Below are 26,420 nucleotides of genomic sequence, written 5' to 3' on the forward strand. Positions count from 1 at the left end.
TCGATCTAATTCATCGCTAGAACATCTTTTCCTTTGCAATATGGAAGGTTACTTACCATAAACAGATTTGGTGTGTCTTATTGTTTTTTGGCGAGTTGATTCTGAACTTCCTTCAGCACGGCGCCATCATAATATCCCGACCATTTGGATACAATTTTTCCTTTGGGATCAATAAGTACAAATGTTGGATAGCCGGTAATGCCATACTTGATGGTCGTTTCCCCATAAAATCCTTTCCCATCCCAAAGACTTAACCATTGCGGCTGGTCTCTATTTACACCCTTTAACCAGGTTTCTTTACCGGCGTCGCCTGAAAATGAAACTATGGCCAGCTCCTGACGGTATGCCTGTGAGGTTTTCTTTAATTCGGGAATTGATTCTATACAAGGGCCGCAGTATGTGGATGAAAAATCAAGCAATACATATTTGCCTTTTATTTCCGATAAAGTATGGCGCTTTCCGTCCCTATCAAAACCATTGAAATCAGCATAAATATCCCCTACTTCAAGAACATCGCCCACGGTCAAAAAAGTTTTGATGCGCTTTGCATAAGAGGTGTTTTTGAACGTTGAATTCAGTGCGTTATAAAATTTACTGATGGTGTCTTTTGGAAAATCTCTTTTAAGGTAGAACAGGGCATCGAGTGCTTCATAACTATTCAGATTCTGTTTCACAAAATTCATTCTAGTGAGCATATCCAAACTATCAAGCCTGGCAATAACCTTCCATATTGCCTTACCTTTTGATTTCGCGCTATCACCTGTTAAGGCCTGGTATTCTTCTACCAATTTGCTGCGTTTCTTATAACCTTCTTTAGTCAGGGCGATCATTTTGTTGTGCATGTCCTGAGTTTTTGAACCCGTTATTTTCAGATCAAAAGGAAAATCCTTAATATCCCCTTTCACATCGATCCTTTCATTTCCCATCAACAATGTGAAATAATAAAACTTTTGCCCGGCATTTGTGGTAACCCATAAAGATTGTGGTTCTGCCCTGAATTTTCCTTTAAAACTTAAAAAATTGTTCTCGATTACTGCGCTATCAATATTAGTATCAAGGATAACATCGTTTAAATAAAATTTTGTACCATCCTCAAAACCAGTAATTTGAGCACTGATCAAATATTGTTGCGCATGAGATTTAGTATTAATAAATATCCCGAGAAGCAAGAGCAGACAAGCGTTTTTCATATATCTCCAAAGTAAGGTTTTTCCTGTCAAAATACAATTTGTAAACCGATAAATTTCTTCAACAGCATGTCTCCTATATAGCTAAGATTACCCGATACCTTTAAGCTATTTGCATTTTTTGATTTGTTCAATGCCTATGGGCCACCTGAACGATTAATTTTAAAAATGGATTGCTGTTTATACCGATATGTTTAAATCCATGTTCCAAACCTAGCGGCTTTGCGGCATTGACACCTCATTTTGAGCTAAAGTGAGCTAAATTGGACCAATTAACACGAATAATGAGCTAAAATGGACCGCTAGGGTTGGCCTCCGCTACCACAGCCGGGCCACTTGTGGCAGCCTGCTTAAGGGCAGCCTGACCATAAGCAGTGTGCCGGTTCGGCCAAAACAGTCGTTGGCTTTACCTTTTAGGTAACCAAAAGGTAAAGCCGGGGTAAGCCTGGGGTAACCCTGGGGTTAACTTGGTAGCAAGAAAGGGTAAACAACAGGTAAACAAGGGGTAATCGGATATGGCCTTTTCGATGGCCTTTCCAGCTAGGCAGCCAGTAAATTTTTCAGGTAAAACGATCGTCACCAGGTAGTTTACGGGCTTTAATGTACCGTCTTTTACCCTCCTGTTGGCGGCGTATTACGGTCACCAAAGAGATCGATAAAAGTAAAGGTTAGTTGTTCGTCAGTTTGAAAAGGGAACGAAGTGGCCATTTTCCCTGAAATATCCAATCTTACCGTTAAATTATCCATACAGCGATTGAAATCAAGGAGAGCCTAAAATGAATTTAAACAACCAGAAACAGATGCTTGCTATTTTTTTCGGAATAGTTTCGGGTATTCGGTTACCAAGCCATAGGAATCAGTTTTTAGCTCGGCCTTGAATGTCGATTTTTCGTTTTCGTACAGGTATACAGAATCTGATATTTTGGTATAATACTGTCTTACAGGCATTATAACATCAGCAATAATATCTATGTATATCACCTCGATCCTATTGCTCAATTGCCCATTAAAAACCAACCTTCTTATCGGCAATGTATTGGTAAAAGGTGTTAATGAAATGTCAATATCCACACAACCATCAAATCGATGATCAACCGTATTGTTGACCTGCCAATAAACACCTTTCTTCTCTAGAAGCAGTGTTTTTTCATTTCTGCCCGATATAACATTTATTTCTGCGAAATAGGTTGCCCACAACTTATCACTGAGAATTTTATACAAGATTTTAATCACCTGCTTGTTAACTTGGCATGTAATAATCGATGTGATTGCGACACCATTATCTGTTTCCGTTAACGTACAGTTTTCCAGAGACTTGTATTCCAAGCCTTCCCATCTTATTTTTCTTTCCATTATAATTTGAAATTAAACAACCTTAATGCCGGCTTGGTTTTAAGCAGCCTAAATTTACCTGTTCAATAAGGCGAAAACAAGAAAACTATATTTATTTCGAGGGAGTAAGCTTATACAAAAAGCAGTTCCAATATAAACGAACTCTGGAGCCTCCTGGCCTATCGCTGCCTAAAGAAAAACCTCCAACAACACAACCACAACCGCTGCTGTCAATGTATTCAAAAAATTGACCGCATCATTCCCGATCATCCCTTTCCGCTCCAGCACAGCCCCAAGTATGGAATCAGCAAGGTTACCCAGCGTACCTGCAAGAACAATAAAGAAAAAACTGATGTTCCATCCCCATCCAATCGCATAAATGCCAGCAATAATACAGCTACCCGCTATACCGATCAGCGTCCCTTCGAGGCTGATCGCCCCATCCATTCCGCAGCGGTCGGGCTTAAAGGAAATAACATTAAAGAACCGTTTTCCATACACCATTCCCAGCTCAGAAGACAGGGTATCCGCTGTAGCCGAGGCAAAGGCTGCCGCCATTGCCGGAAGCATCAAATAAGTCAGCTGGGGATAAAATAGCGTTACTACACCTGCAATGGCCGCGGCCCCGGCATTGGCCAGCACCTGCATGGCATTACGGCCTTTTTTTTCTTCCTCCCTGGAAGCAAAAGCCTGTTTTTTGTGCCGGTACAAGGAGGTGGCAGCAGAACCGAGGATAAAAAACGTGGTCATCATTGCTAGCCCTGGATAACCCGCAGCAATAAAAATAAGGTATGCCAATATCCCGCCCGTAAAAGCGGCCAAAACCGTCAGTTTTTTTGCCAAGATGCTGTAAACTATGCCGGAAATAATGATGATAGGCAAAAAGATACCACTATTGAACATATCACAAATATATTTGAAATATATTTACAAAAAAGCATATGGAAATATTTGTGCCGTAAACAAGCTACCCAAAACGTCAAAAAATTTATCGTGGCCCCAGGTCTTGGGTCGCCAAAGCGACCGATAAAAGTAAGGCAAGTTGTTCGTCAGTTTGAAAAGGGAACGAACTTCCATTTTACCTGAAATAGATATACCAAATCTTATATTTTGATATAATATTGTCTTACAGGCAGTAATACAACTTGCTTATTGAACATGCGCTTCCAATACTGGAAAAAGCTCGTTAATGCCTACTTTTAGCTCTTCTACCAAATCCAGGACAGCAGAAAATTCATAAATTGAAATAGCCTGAAGTCTTCCGCTTATATCGGCCAGGTTTTCAAGTCCCGCAGAAGTCGACATCCCATAAAGTTTATGTGCTAGGGAAATGAGCATATCATAATCTTCTGGTTGGATGTCTTTATCCAGCTGGCCTGCCGCGGCATGAAGTTGTCCGATGGTTATGCCAATGATCTTTGCGAGTTTTACACGATCGCCGTTAAAGTAACGGTTCAGCTTAGCAATATTAAAATGTTTTTTTTTTGCACCGCCATCCTCTAATTTGCTGTTAAGCGAATTTACTGGCCGCACTAGCCACTTATTGAGTACGGCCGCTATATGTTCTTCTAAAACCGGTTTAGTAATAAAATCATCCATTCCTGCAGCAATACTTTTTTCACGCTCACCCTTCACGTTTGCAGCTGTAAGGGCAATAATAGGAATCCTGGTATGCTCTTCCAATGATCTTATTTTCCTGGCAGATTCATATCCGTTCATTTCAGGCATCTGAATATCCATGAAAATAAGATCAAAAGTTTCGTGCTGAAAAAGGCTAATGCCCAATAAGCCATTTTCCGCCTCCGTTACAACACTTTTCGGGTACAGTTTTTCCAGCAGCGATCGGGTCAAAAATCTGTTAACCTCATTATCCTCAACGATTAAAAACCGGTACTCATGACTTTCTATTGAGTCTATGATTGTAGTATCCTGCCTGTTTTGATAAGATGCTTCCCGTGTCCTTATTCTTGTCAGGGCAAGATAAAGATCATTCATTTTAATCGGCTTAAGTAACCTGTTATCAATATGAAGATCGTTACAGGCTTTGATTATCTTTCCATCATCAGACGAGCTGTGTAAAAGGATTAACGGGATCTCGCCTCCATCTGCGGAAGGGAAATTTTCCCTGATTTTGGCAGCAGTTTCAAGGCCATCCATATACTGCATATGATAATCCAGTAAAATGGCATCATATGTTTGCCCTGCAGCCAGTAATTGCAGTGCCTCAAAACCATTTTTTGCCTGGTCAGAGACAATATTTTTCAGCACAAGCATATCAGACAATATCTGCCTGTTATTATTGTTATCATCTACAATGAGTACCCTGCTGATACTTTCCATTTCCATCCATTCAATCAGGTCGCCTTGTTCATACCGCAGGTTTACATCGAAATAGAAGGTACTTCCTAAGCCTGGTTCGCTCTCTAACTGAAGCTGGCTATCCATCATGTTCAGCAGTTTATTGGAAATGGTGAGCCCCAGTCCTGTTCCGCCATATTTTTTTGTTGTTGAGGAATCTTCTTGCGAGAATGCCTCAAAAATCTTCACTTGTTTGCTTTTGGCAATTCCGATACCGGTATCTCTGACAGAGAACCTCAACAAATGATTATCGCCCACGCTTTGCAGTGATTCAATTTTAAGCTCTATTTCACCTTCTGTTGTAAATTTTGCCGCATTGCCCAGCAAATTAATTAATACCTGTTTCAACCGCAGCGCATCAGCCCATATAAACCTGGGCAGATCCGGCTGAAGATTCAGCAGCATCTCCAGGTTTTTGGTATGGATCTGATAGTTGGTGATATCGCTGGCCTGCCAGGCAAGTTCGTACAAATCGCACCGATCTATATCAAGTTCAAACTTGCCGGACTCGATTTTGGAGAAATCAAGGATATCGTTAATGATTCCCAATAAGGAATTGGCCGACTGGTGTACTATTTTAAGATACTGCTCCTGCGTACTGTTCAGCTGGGTTTTCAAGACCAGATCGGTAAAGCCGATTACACCGTTGAGTGGCGTTCTGATCTCATGGCTCATATTGGCCAGGAATTCGGATTTTGCAAAGTTGGCAATGTCGGCCCGCAACCGTGCCGTGGTCAGTTCCTGCCGATGCTGCACTGCTGCTGAAATGTCGTGCGTAAAGATCATCATTCCACCGATAGTTTTATTGGCTTTGTACCAAGGGGTCATCTCCCAAGCAATATGCTTTAAGCCTTTAGTTATCGGATTTACATAAATATCTTCATCTTTTCTGATTGTTCTGCCCCTTAGAACTTCCTGATGCACATCTTTACGTTCCTGAGAAAGCTCGGGAAATACCTCATAATAGGAATAACCTTTTATATCGCCTTCAATCTGCGTATAAGCTTTTATCCATGTGCGGCTCGCCATTAAAAACTGCATGTTATTATCAACCATGGCCACCGATGCAGGTGCATTCTCGATAAAAGCAATCAACAATGCTTTTTCCTGGGCAAGTTCCTGCTGGATCGCTTCTTTCTGGGTAATATCGATTGATATCCCTAAATATCCAATCGTATTGCCATTACTGCTTTTGATTGAGGTAATAGATAATGATACCCTCATCCTTTTAGCATCCTTCGTAATAAAAGTAAAAATTCTTTCCCTTTCCGGGCTATCTGCACACTGTGCATAAAAACCGAATCCAGTTACTTCATCTTTTGTAGCAGCGCTGAAATCAGCACAAATCTCCGAAACTTCCCGCTCGTCATGAAACATGATGGGCGTTTGTTTTCCGACCATTTCTTCGGCTGTATATCCCAGCATGCGTTCAGAGCCTTCATTAAATACGGTAATTGTTCCATCAAGGTCTGTGGCAATAATACTGACCCCGGTAGCTGCCGAAAGTACCTCATCAAGCAGTTTTTTAGATTCGGCAACCGCAAGCTGAGCACGTTTCTGCTCATCTATATCCTGCATAGTACCATATATCCTTACCGGAACTCCATTTGCAAATTCTGCTTTACCAATAGCCCTCACCCAGATATTACGGCCATTAAAATCGACGATCTGAAGTTCCTCATCCCATTCCTTCCCGCTGTTCAGGCATTCATCAATAGCTTGCAAGATCCGGTTTCTATTTGGGCCTGGCTCGTAAAAAGCAACGGCATTATCTACCGTCGGGATAAATCCATCGGGTACGCCATGGATTTCGCGCGTTATTTTTGACCAGTGTAACTGCTGATCTTTGAGATTCAGCTCCCAACCCCCAATTCTTGCCAAACCGCTGGTTTCTTCTAGCAGATCCTTTATATGTATAAGATCGGCCTCCAGTTTTTTCTGGTCTGTAATATCTACCGCATTCCCAACTACATAAGGTTCGCCCTGAAGGTCTTTTTGCAGCGTATTTGAATACAACCATAAGCGCTCTTCGCCCGATTTACGCTTAATGATCATATAACCCGTCGAGTGCCCCTTTTCAACTACATCGACCAGATACTGGCGCAGATTAGTATGCCTTTCTGCAGGAATGATATCAAAAAGACTTTTTTTAATCAATTCTGACCTTCTGTAACCGAGCGACCTGGCCCCGGAAGGATTCAGCGAAATCAGGTTTCCATGAATATCATGCGTACACATCAGGCCCTGAGAGCTTTCAAAAAATGCCTTTAATTTTTGTTCACTAACTTTTAAGGCATGGTTTTTTTCCATTTCGACGGTTACATCCCTACCAATTGCGAATACATCACCATCTCTTTCCTCAACTGTAGCTGTCCATTCAATCATCCTGAATCCCCCATCCTTAATGGCCACCTGATGGGTAGGATCCACTTCCTGCTTACGGCTTATCAGATTTTTCCAGATTTTGCCGGCTTGTTCGAGTTCAGCTGCCGGAACAATATCGAGCAGTGTTTTATGCCTGAGCTCCTGTTCTATCCATCCCATTTTGATATCGAAACTGGCATTCATCCGCTTAAATTTCAAATCCTTATCCAGGATACAGATAAGATCGTCGGAATGTTCGAAAAGCAGGCCTATATTCTTGTCTTCAGTCTTTTTTACACGTTCGTGAATGAGTGCACTGATTTCTTCTTCCAGCAGCGAAAGCAATTTTTGCTGGTTTGTTGTGATTTTTTTTGGCATCATATCCATCACCGTTAAGGATCCCAGCACAATGCCATTATTATCCCTTATCGGGTATGCTGCATAAAACCTTATTTTTTCTCCATTAATTATCTCCAGATGCCCATTAAAACGCTCATCATCGAGCACGTCTGCAATGATCAGTGCTTGGGTTAAAGCCAAAGGATAGTTGCACAAGGGCAAAACAGTCTTAACCGCCTTGGCATTGAGGCCCTTAACGGCTTTACACCACAGTTTGTTGCCATCTGAAAAGGAAATTAAGGAAATCTTGCTTTCACAGATTAAGGCGGCCATCTCGGTAATTCTGTCAAAATCACTTTCCCGGCCCTTCCCTATTACTTCATAACTGTAGGATTTCCTTAAACGTGCGGTTAGATTTTTTTGCATTCCAATATTTTATTTGTTTCAACGGCCACAGATTAGCTCAGCTAATCAATCTTTTTCTCTCAGCGGGTAACCCGTACCAATGCCTCTGTGGAGCTAGTGCCCACAGGGTTTATTAATGGGGTTAGTCCTTAAATATCAGAAAAAAATAGCAGGTATAGCACATCTGGTTTTCTTTTATGCGTTTATTTTATTTACGACCGGGCAAATTAGCCCATTGCCTATTCCCATCAGGCAGTTGTTTGCCGCTATACGTTTTCTTTCTGGAAAAGTGCTGGTATAGTTTTTAAAATAAGCCTGATATCGTTCCAGAAACTCTGCTTCAATGCGTAAGTGTTATCGAGTATTAGCCGCTCTTCTTCGCTCATTTCACCCCTTCCGCGTTTTTCTACCTGCCATAAACCTGTTATCCCAGCAGGTGCGGCAAACCTTAGCACATATTTATCTGTAGTTAGTTTTTCGGCTTCATAAATGGGCAATGGCCTGTTGCCAACAATACTCATATCGCCCTTTATTACATTCCAAAGTTGCGGCAATTCATCTATGCTGGTATTCCGGATAAAATTACCAACACGGGTTACCCTCGGATCGTTGGCGATTTTAAAAAACGCTGATCCGCTTTTTTGCGTACTCAAATACACATCGTCCTTTTCACACCACTGGGCTCCGTCAGCATAAACAGGATACTGGCATTTCCCCTGTAACATGCAGGAACTACAGAGTGTAAAATCTGTTTTGCGGGTTTCTTTTTTTTCCTGATCAACGTCGTATTGGTTCAAATGTTTAAGGTCTTTAATCTTTTGATCTGCATTCACGTACATTGACCTGAATTTATAAAAACGAAAAACTTTGAAGCCCGTGCCGCTCCTTAACGAATAGTAAAATACCGGACCTTTGGATTCTACCCATATCGATATTGCGACCACTAATAATAAGGGAAACAGCAAGATCAGGGCTAATCCTGCAAAAAACACATCAAATAAGCGCTTGGCAAAACCGATATGATATACCGGTCTGCTGGTTATTTTCACCTCACGGTTGAGTGCATCCCAGTTATTAACGAGGAATACAAGCCGTTTTTCGAGGCGTTCTTTTTCTACAGGCAGCCTAAAAACATCAGAAACGCCAGCCGTTAAGGCCAATATCCTTAAGTTCGAATTAAAATACCTTACAACCAGAAAAAAGGGAACTGAAGGCATCTGCCTTTTTTTTAGTGTTTCGAGCAGGGAAAGCCCACCGTTCGACAGGATTTCGCTATTAGAAATAACAGCTGTAACATTTAACTGTTGCTCTATCCATTCCTGTATAAGCCTTAATCCATTTTCAAAACGAACGATTTGCATATCGTCAAAATAGCACGCGTCAAAATCAATATGCTGAAAATCCCTTTCAAAACCTACAAGGGCAATTACCGGGTTATTCATTTGGTCGGGCTTCACCGCATGCTCCATTACGAAAGTTTTTTACCTGCTCGCCTTAGTACCATTTTAATCCTTGCCTCGAGTTCTGCTGGGTTAAAAGGTTTAATCACAAAGTCATCTGCCCCTGCATCCATGCATTTAATCCGTTTATCCGAACTCTCCTCGCCTGATAAGATCATAATCGGCAAGGAATGGAAAAAGTCGCTCATTTTTAACTGTTCAATTAATTCGAGGCCGTTCATGTTCGGCGTATTCAAATCAGAAATAATAAGGTCAGGAATGTTGCCACTTTGCAGGAAAGTTAATGCACTTAGGCCGTCAGGCCGTATATCAATCTGGTAGTTCGCTGTGAGGATCTCTTCGAGTATTGCTTGCATAAACTCATCATCCTCAACCAAGAGTAAACGAGTTTTGGGGTTGTTGGTTTGGGTCATGATAGGGACTAATTGCAACGCATTGATTTTTTATAAAACCGGTTTAGAAAAGATAATAGTTTAAACAATTCTAGAAGAAAACGGTTTTCTCTACTATCACTATTGTCAGTTTTACAATCAAAAATTGAACCGAAATTTAAATAACAGTATTCTGAATTTGATTATCTTAATGTCGTTGTACAATTATAAAAAAAAATCAGATTAATCCCTATTATTTTCCTAAACGCTGAAAGAATAAATAAAATACTGTAAACGAGCCATATGTTATAAAAAAGGCGACAAATCTACTGTATAAGAAAGCAGTTAATACCTGTCCGTATAGCCCTACTGCCCCGTAACCGCCGGGTCGACAACAACAATCGGACTTTTGGATACTAAATTCGTTCAGGTTCTGTATTAGCGGATTATTTTTTTATAAATTTAGCGTGTTATTAAATCTTTCCTGATGAACAGCTTTTCCTTATCCCTTGATCCCGCACAATTGAACAGGCTTTTCCCTTATTTTATCCTGCTGGATAGCAATATGAAGATACTGCATATTGGCGATAAACTGAAAAATATTTATGCCGATTGTCAGAACGGAAACTTGTTTGATTATTTTGAACTTCATGAATTAAACGGTAAAGGGCAATTTCCGTTGGGCGAACCGCTTCTCATCAGCCCGAGGCGTACAGGTGGAAAAATAAAAGGGCGCTGGGAAAGATCTGCCGAACAGGAACTGTTATTTTTTGCCGGGGCAGACTATATCGAACAAAATGGGCCTGGTGAGATAAATGGAAAAAACAGCGCTACTGCAGATACACTTCCTTTGCCCAACACCCACCATTTCGACAGAATCCTCGGAAATATGGGCTTTGGCTTTATAGAGATGGATACTGCAGGCAGAATACAGTATGCCAATAAACGTTTCTGTGCCATGTCCGGCTATGCTCTGGATAATATGTACCAGCAAATGCCTGATGTGCTTTTTGGCAACGATTTTTTCGCAGCAGATTATAAAGATGAGGATTCGGGAGAAACAGATGCAGCATTGCATGAGATTGTATTTACTGATGCCCAAGGCAATCAAAGACTATGGTTGGCCGGCCGTGCGGTAAACTACAATGAAAGAAACGAAAATACAGGCTGGACAAGCATCTGTTTTGATGTAAGCGATCATAAAAGATTTGAACAGGAACTGATTACGGCCAGAAAAGATGCTGAACAGGCTGCCACCATCAAAGCGATGTTTTTGGCCAATATGAGCCATGAAATCAGAACCCCTATGAATGCCATTATCAGCATGACCAACCAGCTTTCCAAAACCACGCTTACCGAAGAACAGGATTACTATATTCAAACTGCGCAAACGGCTTCAAAAAGTCTCCTAGTCATTATTGATGACATTTTAGACCTCTCTAAAATTGATGCAGGAAAGCTCAATCTGGAACAAATTGGCTTTAGCTTACCAATGGTATTTAGTGAGGTAATGCAGGTGGTTACGCACAAGGCCATAAAACGCGGACTGGAGATCAGTTACCTTCCGCCAGCGGATATCGAAATATCGTCGGTACTGATTGGCGACCCTTACCGGATAACCCAGGTTGTACTTAATTTATTGACCAATGCCATTAAATTTACCGAAAAAGGTTCAGTGCTGTTAACAGCTATTGTAAGAGCGGACAGCGAGACTTACCAGGAAATTGAAGTTTTGGTGAAAGATACCGGTATTGGAATGGATCCTGAATTTTTAAGCCGCCTGTTCGATAATTTTAGCCAGGAATATGAATCTGTAACACGCAAATATGGTGGCACAGGTTTAGGCATGAGTATTTCACAAAAACTGGTCGCGCAAATGGGCGGTTATTTTAATGTAAAAAGCGAGAAAGGCCGGGGTTCAGAAATTTCCTTTGTTATTAAACTCGAAAAAGGAAAAACAGCCGATGTACCTGCCGAAACAAAGATTACCCACAACGAAGATTTATTTGCAGGACGCAAAATCCTGATTGTGGACGACAACGAAATGAACAGACTGGTGGCCAGTACGATTTTACTGGGCTATGGCCCGCAGATAATGATTGCCGAAAATGGCGAAATAGCCCTAGAAATGTTGAAAGAAGAGGCTTATGATATCATTCTGATGGATATACAGATGCCTGTTCTTAACGGCTATGATACCACCAAAGCCCTTAGGTCAGGTGGATATACGGGCGTAATCATTGCACTCACTGCCTCGGCCATTGAAGGTGAAAGAGAGAAATGTTTGGCCGCCGGAATGGACGACTACATTACCAAGCCAATAAACGAAGAGCTGTTGATTGGTGTGATTGATAACTGGATTCAAAAAACGGCAAGTCCGGTTATTGCTCCTGATATTGATTTACCATTGTATAACCTTGACGGGCTACGTGTTATCAGCAAGGGACGCGAAGATTTTGTAACCAAAATGATCGAAATGTTTTGCGGACAAATACCCGACGCTTTAAAACAACTCAATCAGGCTAGCGCCGATGGCGACCTTGAACAGTTATCTAAACTGGCCCACAAACTCAAATCCACTATTGATCATCTGGCCATTTTACCGCTTCAGCGTATCATAAGAGAAATTGAAGCAGTGGATGAGGGAATTATCCCTGCTCCTAAACTAACAGAAATGATTGCAGAGGTAAACGAGGTGCTTAACCGGGTAATGGCCGAACTCAGGGAAGAAATTGTGATCAGAAATAGTCAGTAAACCAATTCTGACAAGAACAGGTAGGCAATTCAAACAATCCTCCGTGGGGATTTCAGCGCCCCAGGAGCTTTCTATATATCCTAGACAAAGAATCGGATACGCTTTTCCCTAACAGCTGGTTGGATAGTTTCCCCATAAGGCTATAATCAGCATCTGAAATCCACGAAGCTGCGAAATGATGAATGCAATAGGTATTCGCTGTAATTTTTAGCTTCAGCGTTTTCCAGCTTTTCGGGCTAAAAAACTCACTGGGATAAATCGTGCAATAGCCATCAAGCTGCTGAAAGGAATTATTTAACTGCAGTCCTTTTTCTGCTTTCATAAACGCGGTGATGCTTTCGGTATTCGGCATAGTATCTGGCTTTCCGTTTGCCAGGTAAAAACTCCTGTTGTCGTAATAAGTTAGTAAGTCATTTATCCAGCTGCCATCCCTCATGCTTCCCATAATTGCTGATGAAAGCAAAAGATTATCTTCAAAACCTGTAAAAGCTAAATTGCCAAGCATTGCCTCATCCAGTGGTTTTAAAAGCTCCACATCTGTGTCGAAATAAATGCCTCCCATATTTTTCAAAGCATATAAGCGGCAAACATCAGAAACAAAAGCAAATTTACGCTCGCGGTAAGCCTCTGCACTATATTGGTAACTGTTTACATCAAAATTCTCCTCGTTCCATTCTACAATGCGATAATCGGGAAGGTATTTTTCCCAGGAAGCCAGGCAGTTGAGTACCAGCTCAGGTTTTTCTCCTTTACCAAACCAGCAATAGTGGATTATTTTAGGTATCATAGCTTCACTTTATTTAAGACCTTCCTATAACCTTCAGCAAGCGTAACCCGATCAAACTGCATAAATAACGTAATCACAAGCAAAATCAGCCCAATTAGCATGCAATTCAGGATAAAGGTAAACCAGGATGTAACTGTAATCAACCCCATGCTTCTCCAGCCATAAGTTACCGCAATCAGCAAAGTAAAACCGGCTAATCCCCTCACAATCTTAAAAAAGAAATAGCTCCTTTTCTCTTTCAGGCAATGTGCCGCGTAAATAGGTGTGAAAGTAAGGTGGCTAAATACGCCGCTTATTGCTGCCGCAAACGGGATGGCATATATCCCCAGGTTGCTGTACAGGCAAAGTAATATCACCAGTACAAAATTCAGTACGGCTATAAAAATGCCCCAGATAGAGGCAATCCTCAGTTTATTGGTGATGATAAAAACATGATGCACCGTTTCTACTGTGCCATGAACGATGAAAGGCAATAAGGTTATCACCGAAAGCAGGTGGAGTGCGCTGGAATCCTGGGTTGGCAGCCATAGCCTGAAAAAATCGCCACCATAAACAAAAAATACAGCCAGGGGCAACAGTACAACTATAAAAATAGCCTTAAACGACAAGTTAAGGGTACTTTTAAGTTTCCCCATATCTTCCTGGGCATAGGCTTTTAGCATTTCGGGTAGAAATATGGGTACCACAATTCCCAGCAGGATGTAAATTGCATTGGGTATGAACTTGGTTAATGAAAGAAAACCCATGCCCGAGGCACCAAAAAAGTGGTTTGCAATTAATAAATCCAGTTGGGTATTGATTACATTCGATAGGGCAATGATAGAATTCCACATGCCAAAGCCCGCAATCAGCGAAAGCGCACTCCAGGAAAAAAGCGACCTGTCAATCACCACTTCAGGGAGGAGTCTTTTGGTAAGCCTGTAATTTGCAAAACATATGTAAATTGCTGTTAATACCGTTACCAGCCCCAGAAAATAAATTTTAGGCTTAAAAAGATAAAACAGGAATGCCACGGCGCAAAGTTTCACCACATTGGATATAATATTGATATAAGCGAGCTTATCGAATCTGTTGACGGCAAATGCTGCGACCGAAAAAACCGCTGAAGAAACATTGATCACCAGACTGAAGAAAATGAATACAAACAGTAACCGTACATCATCAAAAAGGCCCGGCGGAATATCGAGTATATTATTAATGAACAGACAGAATAACGCACTCAATACAATGAAACCAAGCGATATTAGCATATTGCCAAACAAGATGGAGTTGAAATAAACATTCACTTCTTTGACGTCTTTTTTTTCGAGGCTGATGGTGATATACCGGCTCGACATGGAGTTTAGTGCAGTTGTAATAATCCCTGCATACATCACAAAGTTATTGGAAAGGGGGAAGAAACCATAAGCCTCTTTACCCAGGTGCGTCACAATATAAGGGGTAAGAAAGAAAGAAATCCCTACACCAGAAAGTGCACTAAAAAAGTTGGAAACCAGGTTAACAACAAAACGTCTTCTATCCATATCAATAGCTGCCCTAAAGTAATGGTTTTATTTGAATATCATCGGTGCCCGAATACATTATCATAAAATTTTAGCTATTTTGGTCAAACGAAAAGACATAACTAAAAAAGATTGGAGCCACTTGTATCAATTGTTACCCCATGCTATAATTCAGCTGCTTTTATAACAGAAACCCTTAATGCTGTACTTGCCCAGCACTATACAAACTGGGAACTGATTGTTGTAGATGACCACTCCACCGATAATACCTGCCAGATCGTTGAAGCCTTTGCCAGCCGGCACAATGGTATCCGGCTGATAGCGCTAAAGGAGAATGGAGGCGTATCGAATGCCCGAAATATCGGTTTGGCAGAAGCGAAAGGCAAATACATCGCGTTTCTGGATAGTGATGATATCTGGCTTAAAGATAAGCTTAGCCGACAGGTAAATTACATGGAAAAAGAACTCCTACCTCTTACATTCTGTGCCTATAAGCGCATTAATGAACAAGGGAAAGTAATTTCAGGTCAGGTTCCGGTCCCACATACCGTGGATTATAATGCGCTCCTTGCCCATAACGTGGTTATATTTTCGACTTCTATGATGTTAAAAAGTGCCATTGGCGACTTAAAGTTTAGCCGGGCAGGTCATGAAGACTGGATCTTTTTACTTAAACTGCTCAAACAGTGCGGCCAGGGTTATGGCATTAACCAGCCTCTCGCCTATTATCGGGTAAGACAAAATTCAGTTTCGTCGAACAAACTCAAAGCAATTGCTTATACCTGGAAAATATTCAGGGAAAGCGAGGGCATAGGTTTTCTCAGATCGGCAATTTTACTTGGGAGATATGCTGTTTCTGCCAGCCTTAAAAGATTAAGATGAGCCTTTAGCGGGTAATACCATCCCCAGGTTTTTGCTATGTTTTGTGTGTGTAAAGTTCCACCAAAGTCCGTTGAGCACCTGTTTAGCCAAATCCCGCCTTCCCCGGGCTAGATAACTCAATACCGCTTTTGGACAGGCGACAAAACAAAAATACAGTGAGAACAGCAAAGTAGTAATCCAGCCCGTATTTTTCCGGATAAAAAGCATCCTGTTTCTGGTCATAAAATATACCTTGAGCGGACTTTCCTTTCCCACACTAACAGATTCCTTATGGTAAACATGGGTTTTTCCGGTAAACCAGATTTCTTTGCCAATCCGTTTGAATTTTTCACACCAGTCGAGTTCTTCATAATAGAGAAAATAATTTTCATCCATTAGTCCGGCATTCAACAGATCCTGCCTGCGGCACATCACTGCCGCCCCATGACAGAACGCAGTGCTATAGCTCTGACTGAACTGCCCATGGTTACGTTCAAACTGGCCAATATAGGCATTTCTGCCCGTGACATAATTTAAGGGCGTAAAACCAGCATACTGAACCAAATCCTGCTGGTCGAAATAAAGCAATAAGGGCGATAGCAGTCCTATTTTCTGATTAGCATCAAGTTCGGTGTGCATGGTTTCCAGACAACCAGCCGGTATTTCGGTATCGTTGTTCAGTAGTAGAATGTAATCGCCTTTGGCCTGCCTGATTCCCAGATTGTTTCCACCTGCAAAACCAAGATTTTCTACCGAACGGATATAGTGGATATTACCAAAGTAAGGTAAAAATAGATGCGCCTGGTCTTGAGCTGCGCCATTATCTACCAGTATAACTTCAACATCTGCTGCATGGTACGACCTGCTGATAGATTCCAGCAAGGCTATAGTTACGGCCATTTGATGGAAATTAACGGTGATAATTGAGGTCAATGGCATATCCAACTTAAGTATTTTCAATTTTAATGAACAATATTAGGGATTCGATCTTAATACATCTGCAGCTGCTACCAAACCACCTTCTACAGCATTTATGGCTTTATAAATATCCCTGGTATTGGCCTCCCAGGTATGCATGCCGGCAAAGTTAATCCGCTCGCGCGCCAGTGCCGGGTTATCTTCAGCAAGTGCTTTTTCAGCCAACTGGAGGTATTCTTCCTTCGTCGATGCCAGGTAAACATGATCAGCAAAGATATCCATCGCTTCGGTTCTGGTAGCCAGTGTAGGTTTCCCCATGGCCAGATACTCATCAATTTTACGGGGATAATTACCGATGGTTAGCGGATTGATCACCTGGGGATTGAGGCAAACATCGAAACCCTTAATGTATGCAGCCAGCATTTCTGGCTTTTTTGGGCCCAGAAAAAACACATTGCTTAGCTTATGGAGCTCGCTTCTACTAAAATCTTCATCCTGTGGCCCTACAAGTACCACACTCCAGTCTGGCCTTTCTTTTGCCAGATAGAGCAGGATCTTTTCGTCGAGCCTCATCGACAACAATGCTCCAACATAGCCCAAAACCGGCTTTTTGATAGTGGAAAGATCGGAGGGGATTTCGAGAGCCTCACCGTTACTGAAAAGCGCTAAATCACAGCCCTGCCCAACGTAAAAGGAATTCGGATTATATTTTCTGCAATAGCCTGCCAGATAAACCGAATTGGCTACGCAAAGGTCACTTTTTGCAATCAGCTCGGGCTCCATATAAGTACCATGCCGCATCCAGTACGGCGTAGCTACAACATTATCTCTCGAGTAATAAACACTTAAAGCAGGTTTTAAAAGCTCTTTTAGGTGAAAGCTCCGAAAAATATCGTTATCGTTAAACAGGATGAAATTTTTAAGGCCAAGCTGAGCAACCGCATCGCGGATCGATCCGGCGAACCGGGCATTGTTGATTTTATTTAACCACCTGAACAGAGCTTTGAATCTGATCCAGTTTACAGATTCTATGATAACCTGTGGATTATACACCCAAAGGTTTGCTGATACTTCTGTCAAAGCTTCTTCTTTACCAGCAATAACGCGCAATCTTTTTTTTACGCCTTCTGTATCGCGCTGCAATACACTCGTTTTTCGATCTAATGGTGCATTAACATACAATACGCGGTTGTTTTTACTAAACTCCAGCGCCAAATCCTTACAATTGCTACCAATGGGAATATCCCAGGGCTGTTGCCCCACAATGATAATGTCCCTGTTATTTAAAATAGCCATTGGATTATGTTTTTTGTTTTGGTGTTTTTGTTCCTTTAATAAACCCAAAGATGCCGGCAATTGTACCGGTAATGATCAATATTAATATCGGCATAGCTTAAGTTTTATTTTCTCGTGTATTTGTATTTTGATGAGGCGTTGCTAAGTTGGACTTTTTAAGCTTACCAATGCTAAACAGCGCGATAACCATTCCAATCATTGCCCTTGGTATTTGCCAGATGGCAAGATACAGCCTTTTATCCCTGTAAAAACGTCCCGGCACCGAAATCAGCAAGGTTAGGCAAATACTCATGAATAAAGTTAGCCATAATCCTTTTCCCGGCCCCAAAGCGTTAAAAAAAGATTGAAGGGCCATGATAAACAATAATCCCAGCAATAATATGCGCGGCATTAACATCGTTTGCACCGTTTTGTTAAAAAATTCTACATTGCCTTTAAACAGCTCCTTGATGCCCAACATGGTATATGTTCGCAAAAACTCAATCTGGGAGGCAATCCACCGGGTTCTTTGGGTGGTAAACACCCTGGCGCTGCTCACTTTCTCGTCGTAAACGAAGATATTGTTCAAATAGGTAACCTTTATCCTGTTGCCGGCAATAAGGAAATCCATTTTTTTATCTTCGCCAACGGTATCACCTACATTCATTAATAGCGAGTGAAAATAGCTGTAATCGAAGGCCATTCCTGAGCCGATAAGCGCAGGTGAAAGCCCAAGTACTGCCTGCCCCTTGCGGTATATTTGATTGTTCACCTCTTCGTTGCAGGCATCCAGAAAAGCAAAACTGGTATCCAGGTTTTTCGCTGTACGGTGCAACTGAATAACCTTATGCCCCTGCTGAAATGAACTATTAATCGCCTCCAGGCAATGTGGGCCCATTAAATTGTCAACATCAAGCACTAGAGCAATATCAAAGCCGCGATTTTTAAGCTTTTCAATTGCATATAAAAGGGCTTTACCTTTAGTGCTTTTCTCAAAAACCACTTCAATTACCTCCGCTCCCATTACTTTGAGCTGATCAATTGTATCAGGCATTAATCCATCGGCAATTACAACAGTTTCGAACTCCCCTTTATAATCGTGTACAAGTGCAGCACGTACACTTTCGACTATCACCTCATCTGCATGATAGGTAGGAAACAGCACTGCTATTTTTTTATAGCTGGTAGCATATTTTTGTACACCCCTCAAAGGGAAAAGCCCGGCAAGTGCAAAAATTATCAGGTACAGGCAATTAAATGACAGGTAAACAGCCAAAACCCACAATAGCAAGTGTATAATTTTATATATCAGTTCCATCCGATTTTAGTCGCATTTGCTGTTCATCAAGCTCTGGTGCAATGAAGATGAAAGACCAGGACATAAACATAATTACAGATGAAGGCATCCCGTTCATTACCTCGTTGCCATAGCTGCAGATAAAACAGGCCACGGTACCAGCGGTAAGGGCAATCATTTTTACCCTTAGCCTCGGATCGCGGATTTTCCAGGCAATCCCGCCACACTTGCCGATAATATAACTGGTAAGGGCAAACCAGATAACCAATCCCACTATACCGTACATTACCCACACTTTCACCCAATAACTATCGGGTGGTATACTGGCTATGGGCTTACCGGCATTGTAGGTGGTACCATTCATCCCGCTCATGCCAAGACCTGCGCCAAAGGGTAAATCTTCGAGCAGGATTTTTAATTTATGCTGGTTATCCAGCCTGACGGCCAATGAAGCATCCTTCGGATTAAGTGCGCTCCTTAAACGGTTAACCTGGAAAATATGATCGCCAATAGTAGTATACTTTAACACGCCAAAGCCTGCCGCACAACATGCCACGCCTAAAATTAACACCTTGAAATTCCTGCTTAAAAAAAGGGCAGAAAATAGTCCGGCCGCCAATGCGAACAAAGCACCCCTGGTACCCGATATAGCCATACCATATAGAAAAACCAGTGCAAAAAGCGCAAAAGTTATTTTTTTCGCAAAACTGAAGGGCCCTGCAGCAAGCGTTAGGGCAATAACGGCCATAATTGCCTGCGAGGCGCCGAACTGACCCGCATCCGAATACATGGAAAATACCCTGAGCTTTCCATTAATAATATGCGTACCTGCATTGCCTGCATTTAACCACAGTTGCTCTCCTTCCGATACGCCCAGATAAAGCTGTTTCATACCATATAGCGTAGCAACAAGAGAAAACAGCAACACCATTATAATAAACCGGTTCAGATCGGCCTTCTTGTTAAACAACAAAAATACAAATGGTGCAACCAGCAACCAGCTAAGGGCCGCAAATCTAAGCTCATTAAACCAGCCGGTAAAACTGGCTCCGGATGGGTTTAGAAGCTGTAAAAAGCTGATAACAAACCACACCAATGAAAACAAAACATGCTCATTTTTCAGCCGGTCCCAATCGAATCTTTTTACATGAACCAGTATACTTGCCCAGGTGAGGATCAACACCCCGTCGAGGGCAAGACCAACCGGAATATTCAGAAAATATTTCACCAAAAAGCCCAGGATAAAACAGTAGCCCAGATATACCCAAACACCCGTGCGGGGATCGCGGAAAAGGCTGACCATAAAAATGCCCAGCGCTGCAATAGCCAATACAGCCAATGGCACTAAAATCCCAAATGAATAGGTAGAGGCTGCCACCAGAACTGAAAGACACAGGGAGACCATAAAAAATATGATCTTTTTTTTATGGTCAACAATATATGCGTTTAAATTTTTGAGCATAGGGACTACCTATTTTTGTTTTATTCCGGTAATTACCCATCCAGCAAATTTTTCATCCTCATTTAACGCGGCAAGTGTCGCTTTCTCTTTATCATGCAAGTTTGATCCGGCTACAAATACTGCTGCGTATAGTTCTATAAATGACATCCATTCGCGGTTCACTCCACCATTACTCAGAGGATCAAGCACTACAATGGTTAAATCGAAGCGGTCCCTGATCGAACTGAAAATTCCAGAAAGCACTTCCCGGTCTCTTATTTCAAGTAACGATTTACCGTCGAGATCATTTTTTATAAACGAAAAAGGTTTGCTTTCAATAACATTTGCTCCCTGCAATACTCCCGTTATTGATTGATCTACAGACACTTTAAACCGCTGTAGCGCTGGTACCAGCTCCTGATTCCCAATCAACAATACGTTTTTATTCATTTGCACAAAGGCATACGTTAAATTTAACATTGTAAATGCCTGGGCCGGGGTTGAGCCAAAGCCTGTAATGCCCAATACTTTTTGGTTACCGCTAAAAAGCTTACTATCGAGCTCAAAACGCAGGGCCCTCAACTGATTCTTAAAAGCCACATGTTCAGTTTCGGGATGTTGCTCTCCCCATATTTTAGCCATACTATCGTTATCGGGCCTGATATAAGCTAGCTCGCCAATAACCTTTGTATTTAAAGCCGACTTTAGCTCTGCACCATTATTAACCGAACGATCTAAAACAGATATTAAAAACAGCGTGCAAAAACAGATTGCGATACAGGCAATAGCGCTCATGGCCAGGTATATCAGTTTTTTTGATGATTCAGGGAGTGTTGGTATCCCCTCTTGTATCAATTGCAGGCGTAAGCCGATATTCTTATCCAGGCTCGTTTGGTTATAACGCGCCAGTATTTCCAGATATTCCTTTGTTGCTACATCGGCTTTTTGTTCATAATTTTGCACACCCGCATCAAAAGGGACCATACCCGTAAATTTTGCATTAAGCTTGGCCAGTTCCCTATCGATATCGTTTATGCCCGCTGTCGCTCTTTCAATCTCCACCCCCAGAGAAATACGACGCTGAACAAGGCTTTGTTTGGCAATAAGCGGATCGCTTACATACTGGTCATTCGACTGGACTAATTTTGAACTGAGCAAGAGTTGTAATGAATCTACCGTTTTTTTATCTGCCTGTTTATATCCATTACGCAAATAGTGATCTTCTGCTGCCAGGATTTTATTTTTTATACTGATAATGGCTCGGTTATCCTCCATCACTTCAGCGCCCAGGTACTTATCGATGGTTCGGCTCGCCAATTTTTCATTAACGCTTTTTAATGCAGCTTGCGCGGCCTGTTTATCAATCAGGGCCTGGTTTTTCTTAATCTCATTATCCGTAATCTGCTGATAAACGATCTGAGATTGTTTATCCAGGTTTAGCACGCCGTTACGGATCTTGTAGTCTTTCAGCTGCCTTATCCTATCGTTCATAACAGCCTCTTTTTTCTTCAGCAAAGAATCCAGCACAACAATAGCTGTATTTTTATTCCCGATTTGCTCCAGGCTGTAATTATTGATAAAATCTTTAGAGAGGGTATTTACAACAAAAACCGAAAGCAGGGTATTGTTGGAGGTAAAAGCTACTGAGATAAAATCGCTGTTCTGTTCGTGGTTTATATCCAGTTTTTTATTGAGGCTCTTCTCATCATAACCCATCGAAGTTACAATCTGATAAAGCTTAATGTTCCCATTATCGAGGGGTGTGAGTACCTGCCGCTTGTTCAGGCGGTCTTCATAAATGGCAATAGCCTCCTGTCTTTGCGCACCGGTTAATGTCTTAATTTCTTCGCTCCATGGCTTGAATGAACCTTTTTCATCCTTCAGGTCGTGCAATATTAATCTATAAGAAAGCAGGCTGATATTTTTGGGCATCCTCATGATGTCCATGATTGTAGAAAACTGCTGGTTAAGTTTTATAATGATATCAGGCCCTGTATAGCTGGCATTATCAGGCGCCAGCTGCCTCGATGGATCAAGCAGACCTGTTGAGAGTTTGGCTTCGGATTTATAGTCTTTTGGCAGATTTCTCAGAAAGAAAAAACCTGCAATCATTGTAAAAATAAAAATCAAGATGATAATCCACCTGTATCTGTTAACTGTTTCTAAGGATTTCTTTATGTTCATTCTGTCTTATTTCACATTTTCCAAAACTTCGCCAATCAATGCTTCAAGGGATTCTTTCGCTTTTAAGAGATTTAGCTCTGCAAGCAATCTTTCGGAATTAGCGTATGAGGTTAAGGTTTTGGCTTTGGTGTAATCGTCCAAAGTTGATTCACCTTTCTCAAATTTGTACCGAAGACCATCGCTCGCCGCTTTGTTGTCTATATAGGTCTGCGCCTTAACCCTTAAATCGGCAGCCTCACGAAGATATTCAAAATATGTTTTTTTAACTTCGGATTTCAGCAAGATATCATACTCCTGGGCCTGATAGAACTTCTCATTATGTTCCTCTTTGGCCTGGCGCACCAGGGCTGGTGTACGGAATAAAATCCCCAAATTAAAATAGATCCCGAACTGTATTCCGTTCAGCGTATAGGGATTTGTTGTATTATACCTGGCAGCGTTGTTTGGGCTATAATTATAAGATGCGGTAAAGGCATCCAGATAGGTTGCCTTTGCAACGCCAATTTTTGCCTTTGCGCTGAGTTCGCTGGCTTTATACATTTTGCGCTTTGGGTAATTTTTCAGGGCAAGATCAACATACTTTTCCAGCAGTTGGTAGTTAATATCTCCAATAAAACTCTCCTGAGCGTGAGCGACATTTAAAAAAGCGAGAAGAAAAATAAAAATTAGGGCAATCCGAGTCATTTAGTAAGGCATTAAAAGCTCCCTGTTAAAGGGAAGTATTTCTTTGGATACACATCAAATCTAATTAAATAGAATCTTCTTTTCGTAAAAACAGATATCTTTTTTTAAACTACATGCTGTTATTCTATTTTCCACGATATAAAAGCTATCCGGATAATTCATAAGTTGGATTGAGTGCTTCGCTTAAATTGACAAACTGAACAGCCGGCTAGCAAAGTTAAATCTTATCTAACAGGCAGACAATGAGTTACGAAAAAAATAAAAAAAGGACAAAATGAAACGAATTCACTTTGTCCTTTTAAGTCGGGATGGCAGGATTCGAACCTACGACCTCCTGCTCCCAAAGCAGGCGCGATACCGGGCTACGCTACATCCCGAACTTGGTATCGATCTTTTAATCCTGTTTTAAAAGTGGATCAACTTTTTGTCGGGATGGCAGGATTCGAACCTACGACCTCCTGCTCCCAAAGCAGGCGCGATACCGGGCTACGCTACATCCCGAACTTGGTATCTTCTTTTTTTATTTCCCTTTTTCGAAGGGATTGCAAAGAAACGGTTTTAAATTGATAATTCCATTTTTATTTGCAAATTTTTTATTCTTTGCGGAGAGGGCGGGATTCGAACCCGCGGTACCGTTACCAGTACGACAGTTTAGCAAACTGTTCCTTTCGGCCACTCAGGCACCTCTCCTTTTATCCTCTATTTTCTGCCCTACCGGCGTTGTTTTGAGGTCTGCAAATATAGTAAAACAAGTTATCCAACAAAAAAAAATTACAAAATTTGTTGATAATCTATACGCACATGATAGATGCTCATAAGCATCGTCTTGAATATCAATTTGATAGTCTCAATATCTTTTAATGTTAAATCGCAGTCATCTAATTGATTTTGTTCCAATTTGTAGTTAATTATCCGCTCAACGATGTCATTTATGTTCTGCGCATCGGGATTTTTCAGACTTCTTGAAGCCGCTTCGACAGAATCGGCGAGCATTAATACACCAGTTTCTTTGCTAAAAGGTATTGGTCCGGGGTAGCGGAAAATGTTTTCGTCGACAAATTTTTCAGGTGTATTTTTCAAAAAAGACTGATAAAAATAATCAACCCGGGTATTTCCATGGTGTGTTCTGATAAAATCAATAATCGCTTCAGGGATCTGGTTCTTCCTTAAAATCTCAATTCCTTTATGCACATGCTGAATAATAATCTGCGCACTTTGTTCATATGGCAGTTTATCGTGCGGACTAACAGCGGTATTCTGGTTCTCGATAAAATATTGCGGATTATCTACCTTACCAATGTCGTGATATAAAGCACCTGCCCTTACCAGCACCGAATTGCCCCCTATTTTAAATATCGCGGCCTCTGCAAGGTTTGCCACCTGTAAAGAGTGCTGAAACGTTCCAGGCGCTTTAAAGGCAAGCTCCCTTAACAATTTATTATTGGTATTGGTGAGCTCAATTAAGGCTACATCTGAGGTAATACCAAAAATACGTTCGAACAGATAAATTAAAGGGTAAGCTAAAAGAGACAAGAGTACACTAAAAACGAAAGGAATAAAATTCATCCATTCTATTTCGCGGAAAGATCCTTCACGAAGCAGGGCAATACCTATAAAAGAAACCAAATAAGCCAAAAGAATAAATAAAGCCGAAACCAGGAATCTTTCGCGCTTAACAAAGTTTTTTATACTAAATATGGCAACCATGCCCGCAGTAACCTGATAAAACACAAATTCGAAACTATTGGCCACAAAAAAACCAGCAATTAAAATGACCAGCATATGGAGGTAAAGTGCCAAACGGGTATCAAACAGGATCCTAATAATAATGGGCACTACACAGAACGGAATGTAGTACAAACTGGGGATTTCCATTTTAATGGCCCAGGTTAATGCCAGTAACATCCCCGTGGTAACGATCAGGATTAAGGAAAGCTGACGGTTATCGGCAAAAATATCCTTCCGGAAAAGAAAAAGGAACGACATTAGAATGGCAAGTATAAAGCCAACCAATATTACCTGCCCCAAATAAACCAATGCCCTGCTCCCTATTGTTTTGCTTTGTGCATCGTAAGTTGCTTTATAAGATTCTAGTTTCTGATAAATTTCTTCATCAATAACATCATTCTTCGCCACAATAAGCTCTCCCTTTTGTACCATCCCCTTGGTAGTAGAGATATTGTTAACCGTATTATCCTGTATGGTTTGGGTTAGCCGCTCATCAAATACAATGTTCGGGGTAATATGATCAATAGCAAGGTTTGCAACCAGATCGCCCATTACCTGATTGGGGGCTTTAAAATTAGCTTTAAAAAACTTCAGGGCCGATTCTGCGGTAAAAACATCCTGTGTATTCTTTTCCTGGGCTACATTGTTTTCAAGTAAAGAAAAATCATAGTTCTTCCCTCCAGCCTGATGTTTCACATTTAAACCAATAATCCCTTTTTCGTAAATATTTTGCAGCAATTTATACGAAGCACTTTTATATACGTCCTTATCTTTTTCGTTAAGTTGCTTAGATTTCCATTTCACATCAAATTCGTTGGCAAACTCTTCCAAAGCATTTGCCGTAATGCCCCTATCGAATTGGTAAACAGGTAAAATATCTTTTAGTGCATTCTTTTTATCGGCACTAACCTGCGGGTTGGTTTTTAAAATGGCAAAACTGAAAGGCGAAATCAGGTCCTTGTTTTTCCATACTGCATTTTTTTCAAACTCATATCTAAACCGGGGCTGTTTGGGCAGGAATAACGTAATAATGAAAACGGTAAATATCATCATCACATATTTTAGGTTTGATGAATACTTCCGGTAAAGGATCTTGTGGGAATTTCTCTTGATTTTGGCCAAAACGATGTAATTATTGTATTGTCAAAAATAGCATTTTTATCTAATATACA

General features: G+C 41.2%; 18 protein-coding genes and 3 tRNA genes. 2 read left to right on the forward strand and 19 right to left on the reverse strand.

Annotated features, from left to right (window positions below; all coding sequences use genetic code 11):
* Positions 1 to 77: 77 nt before the first annotated feature.
* The 7 genes from AC1RJ8_RS01705 to AC1RJ8_RS01735 form a co-directional block, all read right to left on the reverse strand.
* On the reverse strand, positions 78 to 1,190 hold the full coding sequence (locus AC1RJ8_RS01705) for a thioredoxin-like domain-containing protein (RefSeq protein ID WP_492952066.1): 1,113 nt from the start codon (positions 1,188 to 1,190) through the stop codon (positions 78 to 80).
* Between the two features lie 609 nt (positions 1,191 to 1,799).
* On the reverse strand, positions 1,800 to 1,934 hold the full coding sequence (locus AC1RJ8_RS01710) for a hypothetical protein (RefSeq protein WP_492952065.1): 135 nt from the start codon (positions 1,932 to 1,934) through the stop codon (positions 1,800 to 1,802).
* A gap of 60 nt (positions 1,935 to 1,994) precedes the next feature.
* On the reverse strand, positions 1,995 to 2,540 hold the full coding sequence (locus AC1RJ8_RS01715; RefSeq protein ID WP_492952064.1) for a putative glycolipid-binding domain-containing protein: 546 nt from the start codon (positions 2,538 to 2,540) through the stop codon (positions 1,995 to 1,997).
* A 168-nt stretch (positions 2,541 to 2,708) separates the two neighbouring features.
* Positions 2,709 to 3,422, reverse strand: coding sequence for a DUF92 domain-containing protein (locus tag AC1RJ8_RS01720; protein WP_492952063.1), 714 nt, complete (start codon positions 3,420 to 3,422; stop codon positions 2,709 to 2,711).
* Positions 3,423 to 3,668: 246 nt separating this feature from the next.
* Positions 3,669 to 8,006 (reverse strand): PAS domain S-box protein, encoded by a 4,338-nt coding sequence (locus tag AC1RJ8_RS01725; protein ID WP_492952062.1) that lies wholly within the window; start codon positions 8,004 to 8,006, stop codon positions 3,669 to 3,671.
* 245 nt (positions 8,007 to 8,251) lie between these two features.
* Positions 8,252 to 9,454, reverse strand: a complete 1,203-nt coding sequence (locus tag AC1RJ8_RS01730) for a sugar transferase (protein ID WP_492952061.1) — start codon at positions 9,452 to 9,454, stop codon at positions 8,252 to 8,254.
* Positions 9,454 to 9,858: a response regulator gene (locus AC1RJ8_RS01735; protein ID WP_492952060.1), complete on the reverse strand. Its 405-nt coding sequence runs from the start codon at positions 9,856 to 9,858 to the stop codon at positions 9,454 to 9,456. The genes AC1RJ8_RS01730 and AC1RJ8_RS01735 overlap by 1 nt, the downstream gene beginning before the upstream one ends.
* Before the next feature lie 445 nt (positions 9,859 to 10,303).
* Between AC1RJ8_RS01735 and AC1RJ8_RS01740 the strand changes: the two genes are divergently transcribed.
* A complete protein-coding gene (locus tag AC1RJ8_RS01740) occupies positions 10,304 to 12,571 on the forward strand; it encodes an ATP-binding protein (RefSeq protein ID WP_492952059.1) in 2,268 nt (755 codons plus the stop codon).
* A 52-nt stretch (positions 12,572 to 12,623) separates the two neighbouring features.
* Here the strand turns inward: AC1RJ8_RS01740 and AC1RJ8_RS01745 are convergent, their stop codons facing one another.
* Both AC1RJ8_RS01745 and AC1RJ8_RS01750 read right to left on the reverse strand, forming a co-directional pair.
* Entirely contained in the window at positions 12,624 to 13,358 is a 735-nt protein-coding gene (locus AC1RJ8_RS01745) for a glycosyltransferase family 32 protein (protein ID WP_492952058.1), read from the reverse strand.
* Positions 13,355 to 14,881: a lipopolysaccharide biosynthesis protein gene (locus tag AC1RJ8_RS01750; protein ID WP_492952057.1), complete on the reverse strand. Its 1,527-nt coding sequence runs from the start codon at positions 14,879 to 14,881 to the stop codon at positions 13,355 to 13,357. The genes AC1RJ8_RS01745 and AC1RJ8_RS01750 overlap by 4 nt, the downstream gene beginning before the upstream one ends.
* Before the next feature lie 111 nt (positions 14,882 to 14,992).
* On the opposite strand from AC1RJ8_RS01750, the gene AC1RJ8_RS01755 reads away from it, so the two are divergent.
* Complete coding sequence (locus AC1RJ8_RS01755; RefSeq protein ID WP_492952056.1) at positions 14,993 to 15,742, forward strand: glycosyltransferase family 2 protein; 750 nt, start codon at positions 14,993 to 14,995, stop codon at positions 15,740 to 15,742.
* Here AC1RJ8_RS01755 and AC1RJ8_RS01760 read toward each other — a convergent pair.
* The 10 genes from AC1RJ8_RS01760 to AC1RJ8_RS01805 all read right to left on the reverse strand — a co-directional run bounded on the left by AC1RJ8_RS01760 (position 15,734) and on the right by AC1RJ8_RS01805 (position 26,298).
* Positions 15,734 to 16,681: a glycosyltransferase family 2 protein gene (locus AC1RJ8_RS01760; protein WP_492952055.1), complete on the reverse strand. Its 948-nt coding sequence runs from the start codon at positions 16,679 to 16,681 to the stop codon at positions 15,734 to 15,736. The genes AC1RJ8_RS01755 and AC1RJ8_RS01760 overlap by 9 nt on opposite strands.
* Before the next feature lie 15 nt (positions 16,682 to 16,696).
* Entirely contained in the window at positions 16,697 to 17,935 is a 1,239-nt protein-coding gene (locus tag AC1RJ8_RS01765) for a glycosyltransferase (protein ID WP_492952054.1), read from the reverse strand.
* Between the two features lie 97 nt (positions 17,936 to 18,032).
* On the reverse strand, positions 18,033 to 19,232 hold the full coding sequence (locus AC1RJ8_RS01770; RefSeq protein WP_492952053.1) for a glycosyltransferase family 2 protein: 1,200 nt from the start codon (positions 19,230 to 19,232) through the stop codon (positions 18,033 to 18,035).
* Positions 19,216 to 20,673, reverse strand: a complete 1,458-nt coding sequence (locus AC1RJ8_RS01775; RefSeq protein WP_492952052.1) for an O-antigen ligase family protein — start codon at positions 20,671 to 20,673, stop codon at positions 19,216 to 19,218. Before AC1RJ8_RS01775 ends, AC1RJ8_RS01770 begins: the two co-directional genes overlap by 17 nt.
* Positions 20,674 to 20,682: 9 nt before the next feature.
* Positions 20,683 to 22,836, reverse strand: a complete 2,154-nt coding sequence (locus AC1RJ8_RS01780; RefSeq protein WP_492952051.1) for a GumC family protein — start codon at positions 22,834 to 22,836, stop codon at positions 20,683 to 20,685.
* A 6-nt stretch (positions 22,837 to 22,842) separates the two neighbouring features.
* Positions 22,843 to 23,520 (reverse strand): TolC family protein, encoded by a 678-nt coding sequence (locus tag AC1RJ8_RS01785; protein ID WP_492952050.1) that lies wholly within the window; start codon positions 23,518 to 23,520, stop codon positions 22,843 to 22,845.
* Positions 23,521 to 23,823: 303 nt separating this feature from the next.
* Positions 23,824 to 23,897, reverse strand: a tRNA-Pro gene (locus AC1RJ8_RS01790).
* 50 nt (positions 23,898 to 23,947) lie between these two features.
* A tRNA-Pro gene (locus AC1RJ8_RS01795) sits at positions 23,948 to 24,021 on the reverse strand.
* Positions 24,022 to 24,123: 102 nt separating this feature from the next.
* Positions 24,124 to 24,210 (reverse strand) — tRNA-Ser (locus tag AC1RJ8_RS01800).
* Between the two features lie 81 nt (positions 24,211 to 24,291).
* Positions 24,292 to 26,298, reverse strand: a complete 2,007-nt coding sequence (locus AC1RJ8_RS01805) for an HD family phosphohydrolase (RefSeq protein ID WP_492952378.1) — start codon at positions 26,296 to 26,298, stop codon at positions 24,292 to 24,294.
* Positions 26,299 to 26,420 lie beyond the last annotated feature (122 nt).

It is taken from the genome of Pedobacter sp. GW822-FHT03F06 (assembly GCF_058801365.1).

Excerpts from the sequence above, each read along its gene's own strand:
- AC1RJ8_RS01705 (WP_492952066.1), bottom strand. The coding sequence starts at position 1,190 with ATGAAAAACGCTTGTCTGCTCTTGCTTCTCGGGATATTTATTAATACT.
- AC1RJ8_RS01710 (WP_492952065.1), bottom strand. The coding sequence starts at position 1,934 with ATGGATAATTTAACGGTAAGATTGGATATTTCAGGGAAAATGGCCACT.
- AC1RJ8_RS01715 (WP_492952064.1), bottom strand. The coding sequence starts at position 2,540 with ATGGAAAGAAAAATAAGATGGGAAGGCTTGGAATACAAGTCTCTGGAA.
- AC1RJ8_RS01720 (WP_492952063.1), bottom strand. The coding sequence starts at position 3,422 with ATGTTCAATAGTGGTATCTTTTTGCCTATCATCATTATTTCCGGCATA.
- AC1RJ8_RS01725 (WP_492952062.1), bottom strand. The coding sequence starts at position 8,006 with ATGCAAAAAAATCTAACCGCACGTTTAAGGAAATCCTACAGTTATGAA.
- AC1RJ8_RS01730 (WP_492952061.1), bottom strand. The coding sequence starts at position 9,454 with ATGGAGCATGCGGTGAAGCCCGACCAAATGAATAACCCGGTAATTGCC.
- AC1RJ8_RS01735 (WP_492952060.1), bottom strand. The coding sequence starts at position 9,858 with ATGACCCAAACCAACAACCCCAAAACTCGTTTACTCTTGGTTGAGGAT.
- AC1RJ8_RS01740 (WP_492952059.1), top strand. The coding sequence starts at position 10,304 with ATGAACAGCTTTTCCTTATCCCTTGATCCCGCACAATTGAACAGGCTT.
- AC1RJ8_RS01745 (WP_492952058.1), bottom strand. The coding sequence starts at position 13,358 with ATGATACCTAAAATAATCCACTATTGCTGGTTTGGTAAAGGAGAAAAA.
- AC1RJ8_RS01750 (WP_492952057.1), bottom strand. The coding sequence starts at position 14,881 with ATGGATAGAAGACGTTTTGTTGTTAACCTGGTTTCCAACTTTTTTAGT.
- AC1RJ8_RS01765 (WP_492952054.1), bottom strand. The coding sequence starts at position 17,935 with ATGGCTATTTTAAATAACAGGGACATTATCATTGTGGGGCAACAGCCC.
- AC1RJ8_RS01770 (WP_492952053.1), bottom strand. The coding sequence starts at position 19,232 with ATGGAACTGATATATAAAATTATACACTTGCTATTGTGGGTTTTGGCT.
- AC1RJ8_RS01775 (WP_492952052.1), bottom strand. The coding sequence starts at position 20,673 with ATGCTCAAAAATTTAAACGCATATATTGTTGACCATAAAAAAAAGATC.
- AC1RJ8_RS01780 (WP_492952051.1), bottom strand. The coding sequence starts at position 22,836 with ATGAACATAAAGAAATCCTTAGAAACAGTTAACAGATACAGGTGGATT.
- AC1RJ8_RS01785 (WP_492952050.1), bottom strand. The coding sequence starts at position 23,520 with ATGACTCGGATTGCCCTAATTTTTATTTTTCTTCTCGCTTTTTTAAAT.
- AC1RJ8_RS01805 (WP_492952378.1), bottom strand. The coding sequence starts at position 26,298 with ATGATATTTACCGTTTTCATTATTACGTTATTCCTGCCCAAACAGCCC.